General features: G+C 65.2%; 11 protein-coding genes. 1 reads left to right on the top strand and 10 read right to left on the bottom strand.

What is annotated here, in order from left to right; translation table 11 throughout:
- Positions 1 to 16: 16 nt before the first annotated feature.
- Positions 17 to 1,285, bottom strand: coding sequence for a 3-oxo-isoapionate-4-phosphate decarboxylase OiaX (oiaX, locus tag J8I29_RS13985; protein WP_209432101.1), 1,269 nt, complete (start codon positions 1,283 to 1,285; stop codon positions 17 to 19).
- A gap of 208 nt (positions 1,286 to 1,493) precedes the next feature.
- Here oiaX and J8I29_RS13990 point away from each other — a divergent pair, with 208 nt between their 5' ends.
- Positions 1,494 to 2,216: a transcriptional regulator NanR gene (locus tag J8I29_RS13990; RefSeq protein ID WP_209432102.1), complete on the top strand. Its 723-nt coding sequence runs from the start codon at positions 1,494 to 1,496 to the stop codon at positions 2,214 to 2,216.
- A 236-nt stretch (positions 2,217 to 2,452) separates the two neighbouring features.
- Here J8I29_RS13990 and J8I29_RS13995 read toward each other — a convergent pair whose 3' ends face one another.
- The 9 genes from J8I29_RS13995 to J8I29_RS14035 all read right to left on the bottom strand — a co-directional run bounded on the left by J8I29_RS13995 (position 2,453) and on the right by J8I29_RS14035 (position 14,328).
- Complete coding sequence (locus J8I29_RS13995; protein ID WP_209432103.1) at positions 2,453 to 3,481, bottom strand: Gfo/Idh/MocA family oxidoreductase; 1,029 nt, start codon at positions 3,479 to 3,481, stop codon at positions 2,453 to 2,455.
- On the bottom strand, positions 3,481 to 4,545 hold the full coding sequence (locus J8I29_RS14000) for an ABC transporter permease (protein WP_209432104.1): 1,065 nt from the start codon (positions 4,543 to 4,545) through the stop codon (positions 3,481 to 3,483). Before J8I29_RS14000 ends, J8I29_RS13995 begins: the two co-directional genes overlap by 1 nt.
- Positions 4,542 to 6,098, bottom strand: coding sequence for a sugar ABC transporter ATP-binding protein (locus J8I29_RS14005; protein WP_209432105.1), 1,557 nt, complete (start codon positions 6,096 to 6,098; stop codon positions 4,542 to 4,544). Before J8I29_RS14005 ends, J8I29_RS14000 begins: the two co-directional genes overlap by 4 nt.
- 20 nt (positions 6,099 to 6,118) lie before the next feature.
- Entirely contained in the window at positions 6,119 to 6,778 is a 660-nt protein-coding gene (locus J8I29_RS14010) for a DUF2291 domain-containing protein (protein ID WP_209432106.1), read from the bottom strand.
- 88 nt (positions 6,779 to 6,866) lie between these two features.
- Positions 6,867 to 7,808 (bottom strand): D-ribose ABC transporter substrate-binding protein, encoded by a 942-nt coding sequence (locus J8I29_RS14015; protein WP_105860530.1) that lies wholly within the window; start codon positions 7,806 to 7,808, stop codon positions 6,867 to 6,869.
- Between the two features lie 88 nt (positions 7,809 to 7,896).
- Positions 7,897 to 9,246 carry an MFS transporter gene (locus tag J8I29_RS14020; RefSeq protein ID WP_209432107.1) on the bottom strand — a complete coding sequence of 450 codons (1,350 nt, stop codon included), beginning with the start codon at positions 9,244 to 9,246 and terminating at the stop codon, positions 7,897 to 7,899.
- Between the two features lie 142 nt (positions 9,247 to 9,388).
- Positions 9,389 to 10,216: a phosphogluconate dehydrogenase C-terminal domain-containing protein gene (locus J8I29_RS14025; RefSeq protein ID WP_209432108.1), complete on the bottom strand. Its 828-nt coding sequence runs from the start codon at positions 10,214 to 10,216 to the stop codon at positions 9,389 to 9,391.
- 334 nt (positions 10,217 to 10,550) lie between these two features.
- Positions 10,551 to 11,225, bottom strand: a complete 675-nt coding sequence (locus J8I29_RS14030; RefSeq protein WP_209432109.1) for a redoxin domain-containing protein — start codon at positions 11,223 to 11,225, stop codon at positions 10,551 to 10,553.
- Between the two features lie 118 nt (positions 11,226 to 11,343).
- Positions 11,344 to 14,328: an adenylate/guanylate cyclase domain-containing protein gene (locus J8I29_RS14035; RefSeq protein WP_209432110.1), complete on the bottom strand. Its 2,985-nt coding sequence runs from the start codon at positions 14,326 to 14,328 to the stop codon at positions 11,344 to 11,346.
- Positions 14,329 to 14,471: the final 143 nt, after the last annotated feature.

Here is a 14,471-nt window from a genome sequence, read left to right on the forward strand (position 1 = left end):
GTTTTTCCTTGGGCGCTCAGGACGCCGAGGCGTCGGCGCCGAATTTCTGCAGGGATTGGGCGAGCTCGTGATGCTCGCGGGCATAGGTTTCGAGCGGCACGCCCTCGACGGCCGCCTGCCAGGCCTGTCTGACCGCGCGCACGCCCGCCGCCGGGCCACCGGGGTGGCTGACCACCCCGCCGCCGCACAGATAGAGCAGGTCCACCGTCTTTCCGGTGCGGGCATAGGTATCCGGCGCCTGGCCGCCCCATTGCCCCGAGCAAACCACCGGCACGGGGCAGACGTCGCCCTCGAACAGAGGTGTCGTCACTGCCTTGAAGGAGCGTATGAAGGAGTCGTCCGACTCCCAATATTTGGCGCGGATGCCGTTGATCTGGAACTGATCGATGCCGAGCAGACGCCAGAACTGCTGGTAGACCTCGAAATCCATGCCAAGGCCGGGGTGCCGGGTGAGGATGTCCCAGCCATTGCGATGGGCATGCAAAGCCAGATGCGAGCGCTTGCGCAGAAAGGACAGGCCGCCAAGGCCCACCGAATTGATATTGATCACCGCGGCATTGCCGCCGGCCCGGACGACGATGTCGTGGTTGCGCATCATCTCGTCGGGATCGCTGTGCGAGATGCCGAAGGCATACATCACCTTCTTGCCGGTCTTCTGCTCATGATCGAGGATGACGGGCATGATCGCCTTCACCCGATCCTCGAGGCTGGAATAGGCCGGACTCGTCAGCTTCTCATCGTCCTTGATGAAGTCCACCTCGGCCTCGACGAGTTCGCGCACCTGCTCGGCCGATTCGGGCGGGCGCAGGCCCAAGGCAGGCTTGACGATGGAACCGATCACCGGCCTGTCCTCCACGCCGGTCAGCCGCCGGGTACCCGCCATGCCGAATTGCGGGCCGGGATAGGCAGCCGTGAAGGCATCGGGTAATTGCATGCCAATGACGCGGATGCCGCTGAATCCCTTGATCGAGTAGACGCCGCCGATGGTGATCGTCATCAAGGCCGCCAGATCCGTGCCGATCGCCTCGATGGGAAAATCGATATCGACATCGGCACGCCTGTAGATCGCGCCGGCCGGTGCCGACGGATCTGGAATGGAAGGAACCTCCAGGGCTTCCAGGGGCCGGATCGCCACCACGCGCGCCGCCACGCGCGCCTTGAGCTCCGGCGTCTCGCCCGGCAGGCTGACGAAGGTGCCGGTCGACTGATCGCTTGCAATCTTGGCCGCCAGCTTTTCGACATCGCCGGCTGTCTCGATGCGATAGGTCATGCGGATGACGGACATGGCACCCATTCGGTCTGAGGGCTCTCGTATCGGCCCTGCCTGGATTTGCGTAACAGGTATGATGAGTATATCATGACTTGAGTTGAAGCAACGGAAATTCGCCTTGTCTGTTTCCAGACGGCGATGGCACTCTTGCAGCCGCGAACTTGCCTTGCGGAACTACAGACGGCAAAGACCGTCGAACACACGGCCTCAATCGGAATGCCTCATGCCCCTCACCGATCAACGCATCGTCCGTCGCAAGCTTTCCGATGAGGTTTTCGACCGCCTCAAGGCGCTGATCACCAGCGGAGAATTGCAGCCGGGTGATCCCTTCCCTTCCGAACGCGAACTGATGGACCGCCTCGGCGTCGGCCGCCCCGCCATCCGCGAGGCCATGCAGCAACTCAGCATTTTCGGCCTGCTCACCATCTCCCATGGCGAGCGCGCGCGCGTTCGCCAGCCGACCGCCCGGTCGATCTTCCAGCAGGTCGACGATGCCGCCAGCGTGCTCCTGTCGAGTTCCCCGGCCTCGCTGGAGCATCTGAAGGAAGCGCGCCGCTTCTTCGAGCTGGGCATGGTGCGCCAGGCAGCACAAAAGGCGGATGCGCAGGCAGTCGCCGGCCTGCAGGAGGCCCTGGCGCGCCAGCGCGCCAGCCTTGGCGACGCGGATGCCTTCATCAATGCCGACATGCAGTTCCATACGCGTATCGCCGCCATCTCCGGCAACCCGCTGTTCGAGGCGATGAGCGAGGCCATGCTCGGCTGGCTGAAGCAGTACCACACCGACTTGCTGATCTGGACCGGCAAGGAGAACTACACCTTGTCCGAGCACGAGGACATCCTCAACCGCATCATCGCCCATGATCCGGACGGGGCGGAACAGGCGATGGTCAGGCACCTCGATCGTTCCGCCTCGCTCTACGTTCACCAGACCGCTGCTTCGGCCTGAGAAAGCGTCGAAGAATAAACGAATTGAATTGGTTTGACCTTTGTCATTGCCGGGCTTGACCCGGCAATCCAGCTCCCCATCCAGTCTTTCGAAGACGGGGCCAGTGGATGCCTGGGTCAAGCCCGGGCATGACAAAGGCGGCGTTTCAGTTATTTCCAGACAATTCCTAAACGCCCCAGCGGGAGGAACGAAGCGCCAGGAATGCCGACGCCTCGTGGCTCATGGCCCGGGCAGCATTAGATCGATGCCATCTCGATCGTCTGGTGACTGGCCGCGCTGGCATAGGCCGCCTCGACCAGGGCCATGGTGGCGATGTTGTCCCGGCCGCTGGTGGAGGGTTCCTCGCCGTTGCGCAGGCAATGCAGCCAATGGCGCTGGATGGCGAGTACGCTCTCCTGGATGTTGTGCCAGGGACGCGAGGCCCAGGGCAGCAGCGGCGGCGACAGGTCGACCTCCTCCCGCCCGCCTGCTCCGTTCACGACAAGGCGATAGCCTGCGCCGAGCCGCAGCGTGCCCGTCGAGCCGTCGATCTCGATGAGAGTCTCGGGGAAGGGATCGACCGGCAGCCTGGTGGCATAGCTGCAGTCGACCACGGAGGACAGCCCGTCCTCATGATCGAGCAGCATCGTGGCGACGTCTTCGCCCTTAATGGCGGGGTTGACGCGCTGGGTGCGCGCACTCAGCCGCGTCACCTCGCCAAACAGGAAGCGAGCGATGTCGAGGATATGGATGCCGAGATCCTCGATGATGAAACGCTTGCCTTCGGCGAGATAAGGCTGGCCGCTGAAGACGTCGAAACCGGAACGGAAGGACACGCGCGCCCAGAAAGGCCGGCCGATGGCACCGGCGTCCAGGCGGGCCTTGACGGCCTGGATCGCACTCTGCCAGCGGAAATTCTCGTGCACCATCAGTGGCACGCCGGCCACGCGGCAGGCCTCGACCATCGCGCGCGCATCCACCATCGAAAGCGCGAAAGGCTTCTGGCAGATGACGGGAATACCCATCCTCGCCGCGAGCTCGACAAGCGGGCGGTGACTCGCCACCGTGGTGGCGATATCGACGAAATCCGGCTTCTCCGCCTCGAGCATCCGCTCGGCGTCGCCATAGCGCTTGTCGATGCCGAAAAGGTCACCGGCCTGGGCGAGACGTTCCGGGTCGCGGTCGCAGAGGGCGACGATGTCGACGCCCTCTGCGTCCCGCCAGGCATGGAGCTGGTTGATGGCGAAGAAGCCGCAACCGATCAGGGCACCCCGATAGGACATCATCAGGCCAGCCTCGCCATCTGGCGCAGGGCAACGCGCTGCTGCAGCCGTCGCTGAGCCTGGTCCACCACCACGGCGATGACGATCACCAGGCCCTTGATCACCATCTGCCAGAACTCGCTGACCCCCATCATCACCAGCCCGTCGGAGAGAATGCCGATGACGAAGGCACCGATGATGGTGCCGCCAATGGTGCCGCGGCCGCCAGACATCGAGGTTCCGCCGAGTACCGCCGCGGCGATGGCGTTGAGTTCGAAGCTCTCGCCCGTGGCGGGATGCGAGGCCATCAATTCGGAGGAAACCACCAGGCCGACGACGGCGGCGCAAAAGCCCGAGAACATGTAGACGAAGAGCTTCACCCGGTTGACCCGGATACCCGACAGGCCCGCAGCACGCTCATTGCCGCCGACTGCGAAGATATGGCGGCCGAGCGGCGTGCAGCGCGCCATATAGGCGGCGGCCAGCGCCAGCACGGCGAGGATCCACACCGACGTCGGCAAACCGAGAAGACGTCCCGCCCCCAGGACGGCATAGCCCTGCGTGCCGAAATCGGCGCGGCCGACCAGATTGGGGAAGGTCGCGCCACCGGACGAGAGAAGCGCCAGGCCGCGGGCAATGTAGAGCGTGCCGAGCGTCGCGATGAAGGGCGCGACATTGAGCTTGGTGATCAGCAATCCGTTGACGGCGCCGATCAGGATGCCCACCAACAAAGTGATCGCCATCACCTCGTAGATGTTGAAGAAGATGGTGTAGCCGATGCGCAGGTCCAGGCCGTTGAGGATCAGCCCGCCGGCGACCATGCCGCACAGGCCTACGATCGATCCGACCGACAGGTCGATGCCGCCGGTGACGATGACGAAGGTCATGCCCATCGCCAGGAAGGCGTTCAGCGCCACATGCTTTGACATCAGGATGAGATTGGCCGTGCTGAGAAAGTTCGGCGCCGCCAGCGAAAAGAAGATCAGCACGGCGAACAAAGCGATGAAGGTGCGCAGCTTCATCAGGTTCAGGGCAAGCGAGCCGCTTCCCGTGGATGGATTGTTCAAGGTTTCCTGCGCGACTGTCATGCCGGCGCTCCGTGATTGGCAGAAGAAGAGGAAGGAACGGGGCCATGGCCGAGCGCGGAGGCGGCCACCACCTTGGCGGCCGTGGCCTCGGCCCGCTCGAACAGGGCCGTGAGCTTGCCGTTGCTCATCACGGCGATGCGGTCCGACAGCGCCATCACCTCGTCGAGGTCGGACGTGACGAACAGGATGCCGAGGCCGTCGGCGGCGAGCCGCCGCATGGTGCGGAAGACATCGGCCTTGGCGCCGACATCGATGCCGCGGCTGGGCTCGTCCATCAGCAGTACTTTCGGGCCAGTCATCAGCGCCTTGCCGATCACCACCTTCTGCTGGTTGCCGCCGGACAGGGAACTCACTTCCAGCTCGGGATCGGCCACCTTGATCGACAGGTCCTTGACGGCGGCGCGAATGGCGGCCTGCTCGCGCCCGCGCCTGATGTGGAAACCGGCGAGGAAACGGCCGAGGGAGGCCATGGACAGATTGGCGGCGATCGAGAGGATGCTGACCAGCCCCTCCCTCTGCCGGTCTTCGGGGATCAGCGCCAGGCCCCGGCGGATGCGTCCCGTCACGTCCTTTTCCGCCACCGCTTTGCCGTCGACGAAGAGGCGCCCGGTGGCGTGGCGGTGGCGGCCCATCACGCATTCGAAGAATTCGCTGCGCCCGGCACCCATCAATCCATAGATGCCGACGATCTCGCCCTGCCTGACCGACAGGGAGACGTGGTCGACCGCGAGCCCCCCGCTCACGCGCGGCAGGCAGACATCCTCCGCGCGGAAGACTTCCGGACCGAGCGGATGATCCTCGGTCTTGGCGAAATCCTTGGCGTCGGAGCCGATCATCTGGTGCACGATCCAGGGCACATCGACATTGGCGATGCGCTCCTGCCCGGTGACGCGGCCATCGCGCAGCACGGTGATGTAGTCGCCGATGCGGATGAGCTCTTCCAGCCGGTGGGAAATGTAGACGATGGCGACGCCGCGCGCCTTGAGGTCGGCGATGACGCGGAAGAGGATCTCGACCTCGGCGGCGCTGAGCGCGGAGGTCGGTTCGTCCATGATCAGGATACGGGCGTCCTGCGCCACCGCCTTGGCGATCTCGACCAGCTGCTGCTGGCCGATGCGCAGATCCTCCACCGGCGTGCGGGCATCGATGCCGGCTTCGAGCCGCTCCAGGAACTCGGCAGCGCGGCGTTCCTGCTCGCGATGGTCGATGCCCAGGGGCAGCCGCACGATTTCGCGGGCGGCGAAGATGTTCTCGGCCACGGAGAGATTGCCGAACAGGTTGAGCTCCTGGAACACCATGCCGATGCCATGCGCCACCGCCTCGCCCGCATCGCGGAAAGTGACGGGCTTGCCGTCGAGCAGGATACGCCCGTCCGTGGGCTGCACGACCCCGGCAATGATCTTCATCAGCGTGGACTTGCCGGCGCCGTTCTCGCCGACCAGCACGTTCACGGCGCCGCGGCGCACGTCGAAATCGGCATGCCTGACGGCGACCGTGCCGGAATACACCTTCGACACGCCTTCCAGGCGCAGGACGACGTCGTCATCGGGCATGGCAGGGCGGCCCTCTTCCATCATGACCCCGCCCCGAGACTCAGTTCGGCCGGCGTCACCAGCGGCGGCTTGCCGCCCGGCTCCAACACATAGGCGCCGAGCACCGTCACGGAGCGCCCGGCAAGCTTTTCGCGCGGCAGGGACTGCAGCACGTCCGCATTGACCCGGGCATTGAAGGCCTTGCCGAACTGGGCGTATTCGATCTGGTTGGTGAAGGCATTGAAGGACACGAAATCCAGGCTATCGCGCAGGGCTGTGCCGCGCACGGCCGGTCCGATCTGCACCACCATGTCGGCCTTGCCGTCCCCGTCGACGTCGACGTCGATGGTGGCGGCACGAGAGCCGGTATTCGCCGCCACGATGCGGCCCTCGGCCTTGACCACATAGGTCCAGGGCACAGTGCCCTCCTTGGCCCGATACCCATATTTCTGCCCGGCCTCGTCCGCATTCTTGGCGGCAAGATCACGCACGACGACGAAGTCGCCTGCCTTCGCCTTGAGATAGGGCAGGACCTTAGCTGCCCAGATCGCGTCGACGGCCTTGTCCGGGTCGAAGACGGGTCCCGTGCCCGAGGCGCCGACCTGTCTGGCCGCATCGACCTCCGCGGTCGGCACGATCTTGCATGCTGCAAGGGTGAGCGCCATGGCGGCGATCATCAGCCTGTTGGCAAGCCTGGGCATGGATGGGCTCCGGCCTCGATTGTCGGGATCTGGAACGGGTCCGGGACGCCTGCCGCGAGGCAGGTCCCGGGCAATTTTCATCGCAACGTCAATTCGCCAGCGCGAAGGTTTCGAGCTTGCCGGCATTGTCGGGCGTGATCAGCACGCAATCCATCAGCTGCTTTTCCTGCGCAGGGCCCTTCTTGGTCTTGATGTAGGTGTCGGCCTGCTCGACGGCGGTCTGGGCCTGGAGATAGGCGGGCTGCAGGACCGTCGCCTTGATGCCGCCCTGCTTGATGGAATCGCGCACATCGTTGGAGCCGTCGAAGCCGACCACGATCACATCCTTGCGGCCGGCGGCCTGCAGCGCGGCGATCGCGCCCATCGCCATGGTATCGTTGCCGGAAATCACGCCCTTGATGTCGGGATTGGCCTGCAGGATGGTCTCCATCTTGCTGTAGGCCTCGGTCTGGCTCCAATTGGCCGACTGGCGCGCCACCATTTTGAGGTCCGGATAGTCGTCGATGACGTCGTGATAGCCTTTGGAGCGGATGCCGGCATTGGTATCGGCCTCCCGGCCGACCAGCTCGACATAGTTGCCCTTTTCGCCCATCAGCCGGACGAACTCCTGCGCACCGGCCTGGGCGCCCTGGTAGTTGTTGGACACGATCTGGGCGACGGCAATGCCGGCGACATTGATCTCGCGATCGATCAGGAAGGAAGGCACGCCGGCATCCTTGGCCTTCTGCACGGCGGCCACCGTGGCGGCGGCGCCGGCATTGTCGAGGATGATGGCCTTGGCCCCGCGGGCAATGGCGGTGTCGATCAGCTGCGACTGCTTGTTGGCGTCGTCGTCATGCACCAGCACCAGCGTGTCATAGCCCAACGCCTTCGCCTTGACCTCGGCCCCCTGGGCCTCCGCCTTGAAGAAGGGGTTGTCATGCGATGGCGTAATGATGGCGATGAGATCGGCGGCCAGGGCGGTGCCCATTGCTGCCGATGCCATGACGCCGGCGAGCGCAGCGCCCAGCAGAAGTCGTTTCAAGCTCATGTCGTCCTCCCATTGTGTGTCGACGGTTCAGTCCGGATGGCCGCCGGTTGTGTCCGGCGGGTCGTTCTTGCCAGATGCCAATTCGTCCTCAGGGCCTGAGGGGCGCATAGGCCCGCGTGCCCTCCCCGCCTTTCCTGATCTCCCGCCCGACGAGAAAGGCGAGGACGGCCGAGAGCAGCATGAAGGCCCCCACGATGATCATCGGGGCCTGGTAGAGGCCGGTGTAGTCCTTGACGGCACCGGTGACATAGGGCGCCGCGAAGCCGGCCACATTGCCGATGGTGTTGATGAGAGCGATGCCGGCTGCGGCCGCCGCGCCGGACAGGAAGCGACCCGGCAAGGCCCAGAAATTCGGCAGGGCCGAGAAGATGGCGCAGGCCGTTACGGTGATGCAGGCGACCGTGGTCTCGGGGGTGGGCATATAGAGCGCCAGCGGGATGCTGATCGCGCCGACCAGCGCCGGAATGCCGATATGCCAGGCCCGCACCCCGCGCTTCGTCGCGTCGCGGCTCCACAGATAGAGCGCGATGGCGGCGGGAAGATAGGGAATGGCGATGATCAGCCCGGCCTGGAACACGGAGAACTTGGTGGCGAACTTCGCCTCGAAGCCGGAAACGATGGTGGGCAGGAAGAAAGCCAGTGCATAGAGGCCATAGATCATGCCGAAATAGATGAGCGCCAGCAGCCAGACCCGGCCGCTCGACAGGGCCGCGCCGATCGAGCCGTTGTGCGGCTCACGCTTGGCGCTGTCCTCGCGGGCGAGTTCGCCGGTGAGCCACCTCTTCTCTTCGGCGCTGAGCCACTTCGCATCCTTGGGCGAGTCCGGCAGGTAGAACCAGGTGACGATGCCGACCACGATGGCCGGGATCGAGACGCCGAAGAACATGATCCGCCAGCCTTCGAGGCCGAAGAAGCCGTGGGCCTGGATGAGAGAGGAGGCCAGCGGCGCGCCGATCACCGTCGTCATCGGCTGGGCGATATAGAAGAGGGCGAGGATGTTGGCCCGGTGGCGGGCCGGCACCCAGGTGCTGAGATAGAGGATCGCGCCCGGGAAGAAGCCCGCTTCGGCGATGCCCAGCAGGAAGCGCAGGACATAGAGCTCGGTGACGCCGCTGACCCAGGTGAACAGCACCGAGACGATGCCCCAGGTCACCATGATGCGCGCAAGCCAGCGCCGGCCGCCGAATTTGTGCAGGGCCAGGTTGCTGGGAATTTCGAGCAGGATGTAGCCGATGAAGAAGATGCCGGCGGCGAAGCCGAATTGGGTGGCCGTGAGCCCCAGATCCTTCGTCAGGCCATGCGGGCCGGCGAAGGAAATCGCGGTCCGGTCCAGGAAGTTGATGAAGAACATCAGACCCAGGAAGGGCGCGAGGCGCCAGGTGGCCTTGCGGATGGCCGATCGTTCGACAGGGTCGATCGCGAGGGTATTCGAGCTCATTTTTCCTCCCAATGAGCAAAGCGCCTCCTCCTGTGTGTTGTTTTTGGAGGCGCTGGCGGCTGGCTGCTCGACGGGTCGTCCAGAAGCCTGGTCGAAAGCAGGCAGCCGCCACCAGGGGGTGACGGCTGCTGCAAGATCCAGTTCAGGTGATGCGGCGGATGCTGTCGGCGATCTCGTTCGGCTCGAAGACGCGCTTCCAGTCGTCCCGCATCAGGGCCGGCTTGCCGAAGGCAATCGCCTTGTTGCAGGCATCGGAGAACACACCCTCGACCTCGCCGAAGATCACCGCACCCAGCACGTTCATATGGCCGAGCAGAAAGTCACGGGCCGCCTCGCGGGGCACGCCCCGGGCCACCACCTCGTCCATGGCCTCGCGCATCACCACGAGCAGGGTTGCGCAGACGGTCTCTGACAGACCCGGCTCCAGCAGCGCCATCTGCTCCACGGTGACGCGATGGGAGCGCATGACCGGCGCCCAGATCACCTTGGCGATCTCCTCGCCGACCGCATAGGCGCTCTCCGGGCCCTGCATCAGCGCGCTGACAATGTGCTGCTTGGCAGCGATCCCGCCGAAATGGTCCTTCTTGGCGGCCATCTCCGTCTCGTCGTTGAAGATCGGCGGATGGCAGGGATGAGTGACGAAATAGGTCAGGTCGGGGCGATCGGGAAGATGACCGGCAAAAGGCGCGGCAGCGTCGAGCACGACCACCATGGTGCCGGGCTTGAGCTTGTCGGCAATGCCGGCGGCAACCTTGCCGATCAGCGTATCGGGAACGGCGAGAATGACGACGTCGGCTCCGTCCAGAGCCGCATCCGGCGCGACGCTATCGAGGCCAAGGCCGGTCTTGAGGCGTTCCTGGCCGGCCGCACTCACCTCGACATGCCGGACCTCGAAACTCGACGTCTTGAGGTTGCTGGCCAGCCGGTAGCCCATCTTTCCGCCGGCGCCAAAGAGCGCGATCGTCGTCATCCAGATCTCCTCTCAAATTCGAGCGGCTTATAGACCTACTGGTATGATGAGTCAATCATCACTTGTGATGTGACGTGCTTTTGATTCATCTCCGACGTGACGCGTCCGATGAACAGAAAGCTGGAGCTATCCGCGAACGACAACCTCGCGCGGCCAGGGGCATACGCACGAGAAAGGAATTTTTTGTATACTCAATATTTTATGGTGATATTTGAATTTCTCACTTCAGTCCCGAGAGCGAGCGAGGTGGTGGATCGACTCACCCTGTCTCGCCAGCCGAAAAAGCGGGAGCGTCCAAGCGGGTCCACAGGCCGGCTTCTTCTCCTCGGCCGGTTCAGTGCGCCCTACCTTCCCGAGGCTCCAGCAATGCCCGGGCTGCCGCGACCATCTCCTGCGTGGACGGGAATTTCCCCAGCCCTGCCAATCCCTCGCTGCATTCGATATGGGTCCAGCGTACGAACCCATCGCTGTCGATGAGAAATTGGCCCTTGAGCTGAGGCCATTGCCGTTCCATGTCGGCATGGTCGATCGAATTCTCGACATAACCGTCGAGCCGCGCCAGCGTGTCGGCCGCCTGCCGCACAGGCAGAGGTTCGGGCAACTCTCCGGTGGGATTGACATGGAGCTCCGCCAAGGCGGCCATCAGATCCGGCGTGGGCATCGGCTTGGGAACGCCATAGGCGCGATGCGTCGAAAGTTCCGGATCGGTGGCAATGCGCAGACGGCTCGGGCGAAACTTGAAATAAAGGCGCGCATTTTCGAGTTCGGTGGCAACGATGCCGAGCGTCTCGACCCCCAATGCCTGCAATTGCGGGCCCGCGGCCGCCATCTGAGCGATCGACCTGCGGCAGAAGGGACACCAGAGCCCGACGAACAACGCAAGGAAGAGCGAGCTCTTGCCGCGATAATCGGCGAGCGACACCGTGCCCGATCCATCGAGAGCGGGCAGCGAAAAATCCGGCGCGCGTTCACCCGGGGCGATCGGCACCAGTATCGGCTGCATGCTCATGCGAAACCCCTTTCATCTCGAGGCAAAACCCATTGTCACGAAATGATTTTCGGCCTTCGCTCTTCATCTCGGTCCGGCCTGCCAATTCGAGGTGGTCCCGATCCAATCGCAAAACACGTCAGCACAGAAACGGCAAAACCATCAGGGCGTCGGGTTCGAGGCCGGCTTGCTGACAGACCTCCTCCGACTTGGCCAAGTATAGCGCCGCTTGGCCCTGGTTCCCAGCATCGAGATGGAGCGTGCCCAGACCGTCATAACAGGGAAACAGGAATTGCGGTTCACCCATCTGCTCGGCCAGGCGCAAGGCCTCCTCGTAGGACGCGAAGGCGAGCGCATGCTCGCCCCGGCACTGATAGATCTGGCCAAGGATGATCAGTGGCGCCGCCAGATGGTCGAGCAGGCCCAGCCGCCGGTCGAGATCGACCGCCATCTGCGCCGCCTTGACGCCTTCCGCCTCGCACCGATCCGTCAGGGCGCAATAGGCGACGGCGAGATTGGCATAGATGCGGGACTGGAAGCCCAGATCTCCCACCTTCTTTGCGGTTTCCAGGCCGCGCAGACAGGTCGCGATGCTGCGCTCGGGATCGAGGGTGCTGTAGAGCACGCCGAGATTGGTATAGCCGCGGCAGGCGGCCTGCAGCAGATGATGGTCCTCGGCCAACCGGACGCTGCGTTCGATCTGCTCTACGGCGACCGCCGACCGGCCGGTGCGTGCCAGCGCCACGCCCATCGTGTTGTAGGCCTGGGCGCGTATCGCCGCGAGGTCACGCATATGATCCGGTTCGGGATCGGCCTTGGTATCGCGATCGGCCTCGGCCAGCGCCCGTTCCGCCCAGGCGATCGCCCCGTCATTGTCGCCGGCGCGGAAGGCAAGCCGGCCGACCTCCTGGTACAACTGCGCGCGCTCGGGCAAATAGCCCTCCTCGCCGAGCAAAGCGAGGCCCCGCATGAAGCAGGCCCTGGCCCCGTCGCGATCGCCGGCCTCCCAATGCAGGCCGCCGATCTTGCGCTGGAGCCGGGCTGCCCCGGCCCGGTCGCCCGCGGCCTCGAGCGCCTCGCACACCGTCTCGTAGTGAACCGCCGCCTCGGTTCGCCGCTCGGTCAGCGCCAGGAGATCCGCCAGCCGTTCCCGCGTGGAACGGATGTCGCTCTCACCGCCCGGACAATCGGCCAGAGTACGAAGAGCCCGCTCATAGTGCCGGATCGCATCTTCGTTGGCATAGACGGCGCGGGCCCGGTCGCCGGCCGCCATGAGATAGTGTGCGCCCCTGGCCTTGTCGAAACTCAGGCTCCAGTGATGACCCAGCGCCTCGAGATCGCTCAAACGCTCGGGCCGGCTGCCGACCGCATGTTCGAGCGCGCGGCCGGCCCGTTCATGCAGCTCGGTCCGGCTGGACAGGAGCAGATTGTGATAGACGGCTTCGTGGACAAGGGCATGGGCAAAGCGGTGGCTCCCGCCCTCGCCGACCCGGCAGAGGAAACCGGCTTCGGCCAGACGGCGAAGCGCCGCGTCGACCGCAGCCGGCTCCGCGGCAATTTGGGTGAGAAGGTCCTGTTCGAACGCCATGCCGAGCACGGCCGCCGCATACAGCACGCGCCGCTCGGCGACGGCCAGCCCGTCGACACGCGAGAGCAGCAGCCCCTGCAGGGTCGGCGGCACATCCTCGGCGTCGAGCGGCGCCGTGCAGGCCCATTGACCGCCTTCCTTTTTCAGAATGCCCCTGGCCACGAGGCTTCGAACGATCTCTTCGACGAAGAGAGGATTGCCGCCCGCCCGCCCGGTGACGAAGGCCTGGATATCCGCGAGGGCGTCGCCATCGGCCTCACCGAAAAGAGAACCGAGGAAGGTCCGCGTCTCATCGGCGGAGAGCGGGGTGAGATGAAGGCTCGATTGCGAGGCGCAGGCGGGGCGCAACGACGGCCCGCCGGGGCGATGCGACAGCACGATCATCAAGCGCCGGTCGGCAAGATGATCGGCCACGTCGCACAGAAGATCCACCGAGGCCATGTCGGCCCAATGGAGGTCTTCGACGACGATGAGCAGATGCCCCTGATCGAGGCGCCGGGCGATCAGCATGCGCGCGGCAAGCGCGATCTGGCGCTTCACCTGTTCCGGCGCGAGGTCTCCCGACGGCACGCCCTCCACACCCAGCATGTAGTTCAGGACCGGTGCAACCGCATCCGCCACGTCGGCCTCGGCGCCGAGCGCCACGAGGCCTGCAGCCAGCTTCCGACTTGCCGTTTCGAGCGTATCGTCCCGGTGCACCCGATAGGCTTCGCGAAACAAGGCGGCGAAGAGACCATAGGCGGGTTCCCCGAGGGACGAGCAAACGGCCTGGCGGACGGCGCCGCCGGCAAGCTTTCCCTGCGTTTCGAGCATGCCGAGGAATTCGGCGATCAGCCGCGACTTGCCGGCGCCCGCTTCCCCCACGAGATCGACGACCTGCGCCGATCCGGTCTGCGCCCGGTCGAAGAGCGCGACGAGCCGCGCCAGTTCCTCGTCGCGGCCGACCATCCGGCTTTCCAAGCCGTGCGCGGCCAGCCCTCGTCCGGAAGCCGGCATGGCCAGCCGTCCGATCAGCCGATAGGCCGCGACCGGTGCCGCCTTGCCTCGCAAGATGAGGTCGGGCACGGGCTCGAAAGCGAAACGGTGGCGGGTCAACGCCTGGGTTGCCTCGGAGACCAGGATGGCACCCGAGGCCGCCGCCAGCAGGCGGGCCGTCGTATTGACGGTGTCGCCGGTCACCGCATAGCTGGCCCCCGCGGCCTGGCCGAGATGACCGGCCACGACCAGACCGGTATGGATGCCGATATGAAGGCTCACCGGCTGGCCAAGGCGCCCGGCCCAGTGCTCGTCGAGCCGGTTCGCCTCGGCCGTCATGTCCAGCGCCGCGCCGAGAGCCCGCTCCGGGTCGTCCTCATGGGCCAGCGGCGCGCCGAACACGGCCAGCACGGCATCGCCGATAAACTTCTCCACGAAACCCTGATAATGCGCCACCACATTTGCCAGCGTTTCGAACAGGGCGTTCTGGAAGGCTCGGACGTCCTCCGGGTCGAGGCGCTCGGAAAGAGCGGTGAAGCTGGAGACATCGGCGAAAAGCACCGTTACCTGCCGCCGGTCCGCCTCGGGACGATCGGGCGTCCCAGCCGATGCGATGCCATCGGCAAGCGATGCGGCGTCGGGCTCGGCGGCAGGCAGGCCGGGCGGGCGCGCCGTTCCGCAGCGCGGGCAGAAGGCAAAACCGG

The organism is Labrys sp. LIt4 (assembly GCF_017813775.1).
Classification (GTDB): Bacteria; Pseudomonadota; Alphaproteobacteria; order Rhizobiales; family Labraceae; genus Labrys; species Labrys okinawensis_A.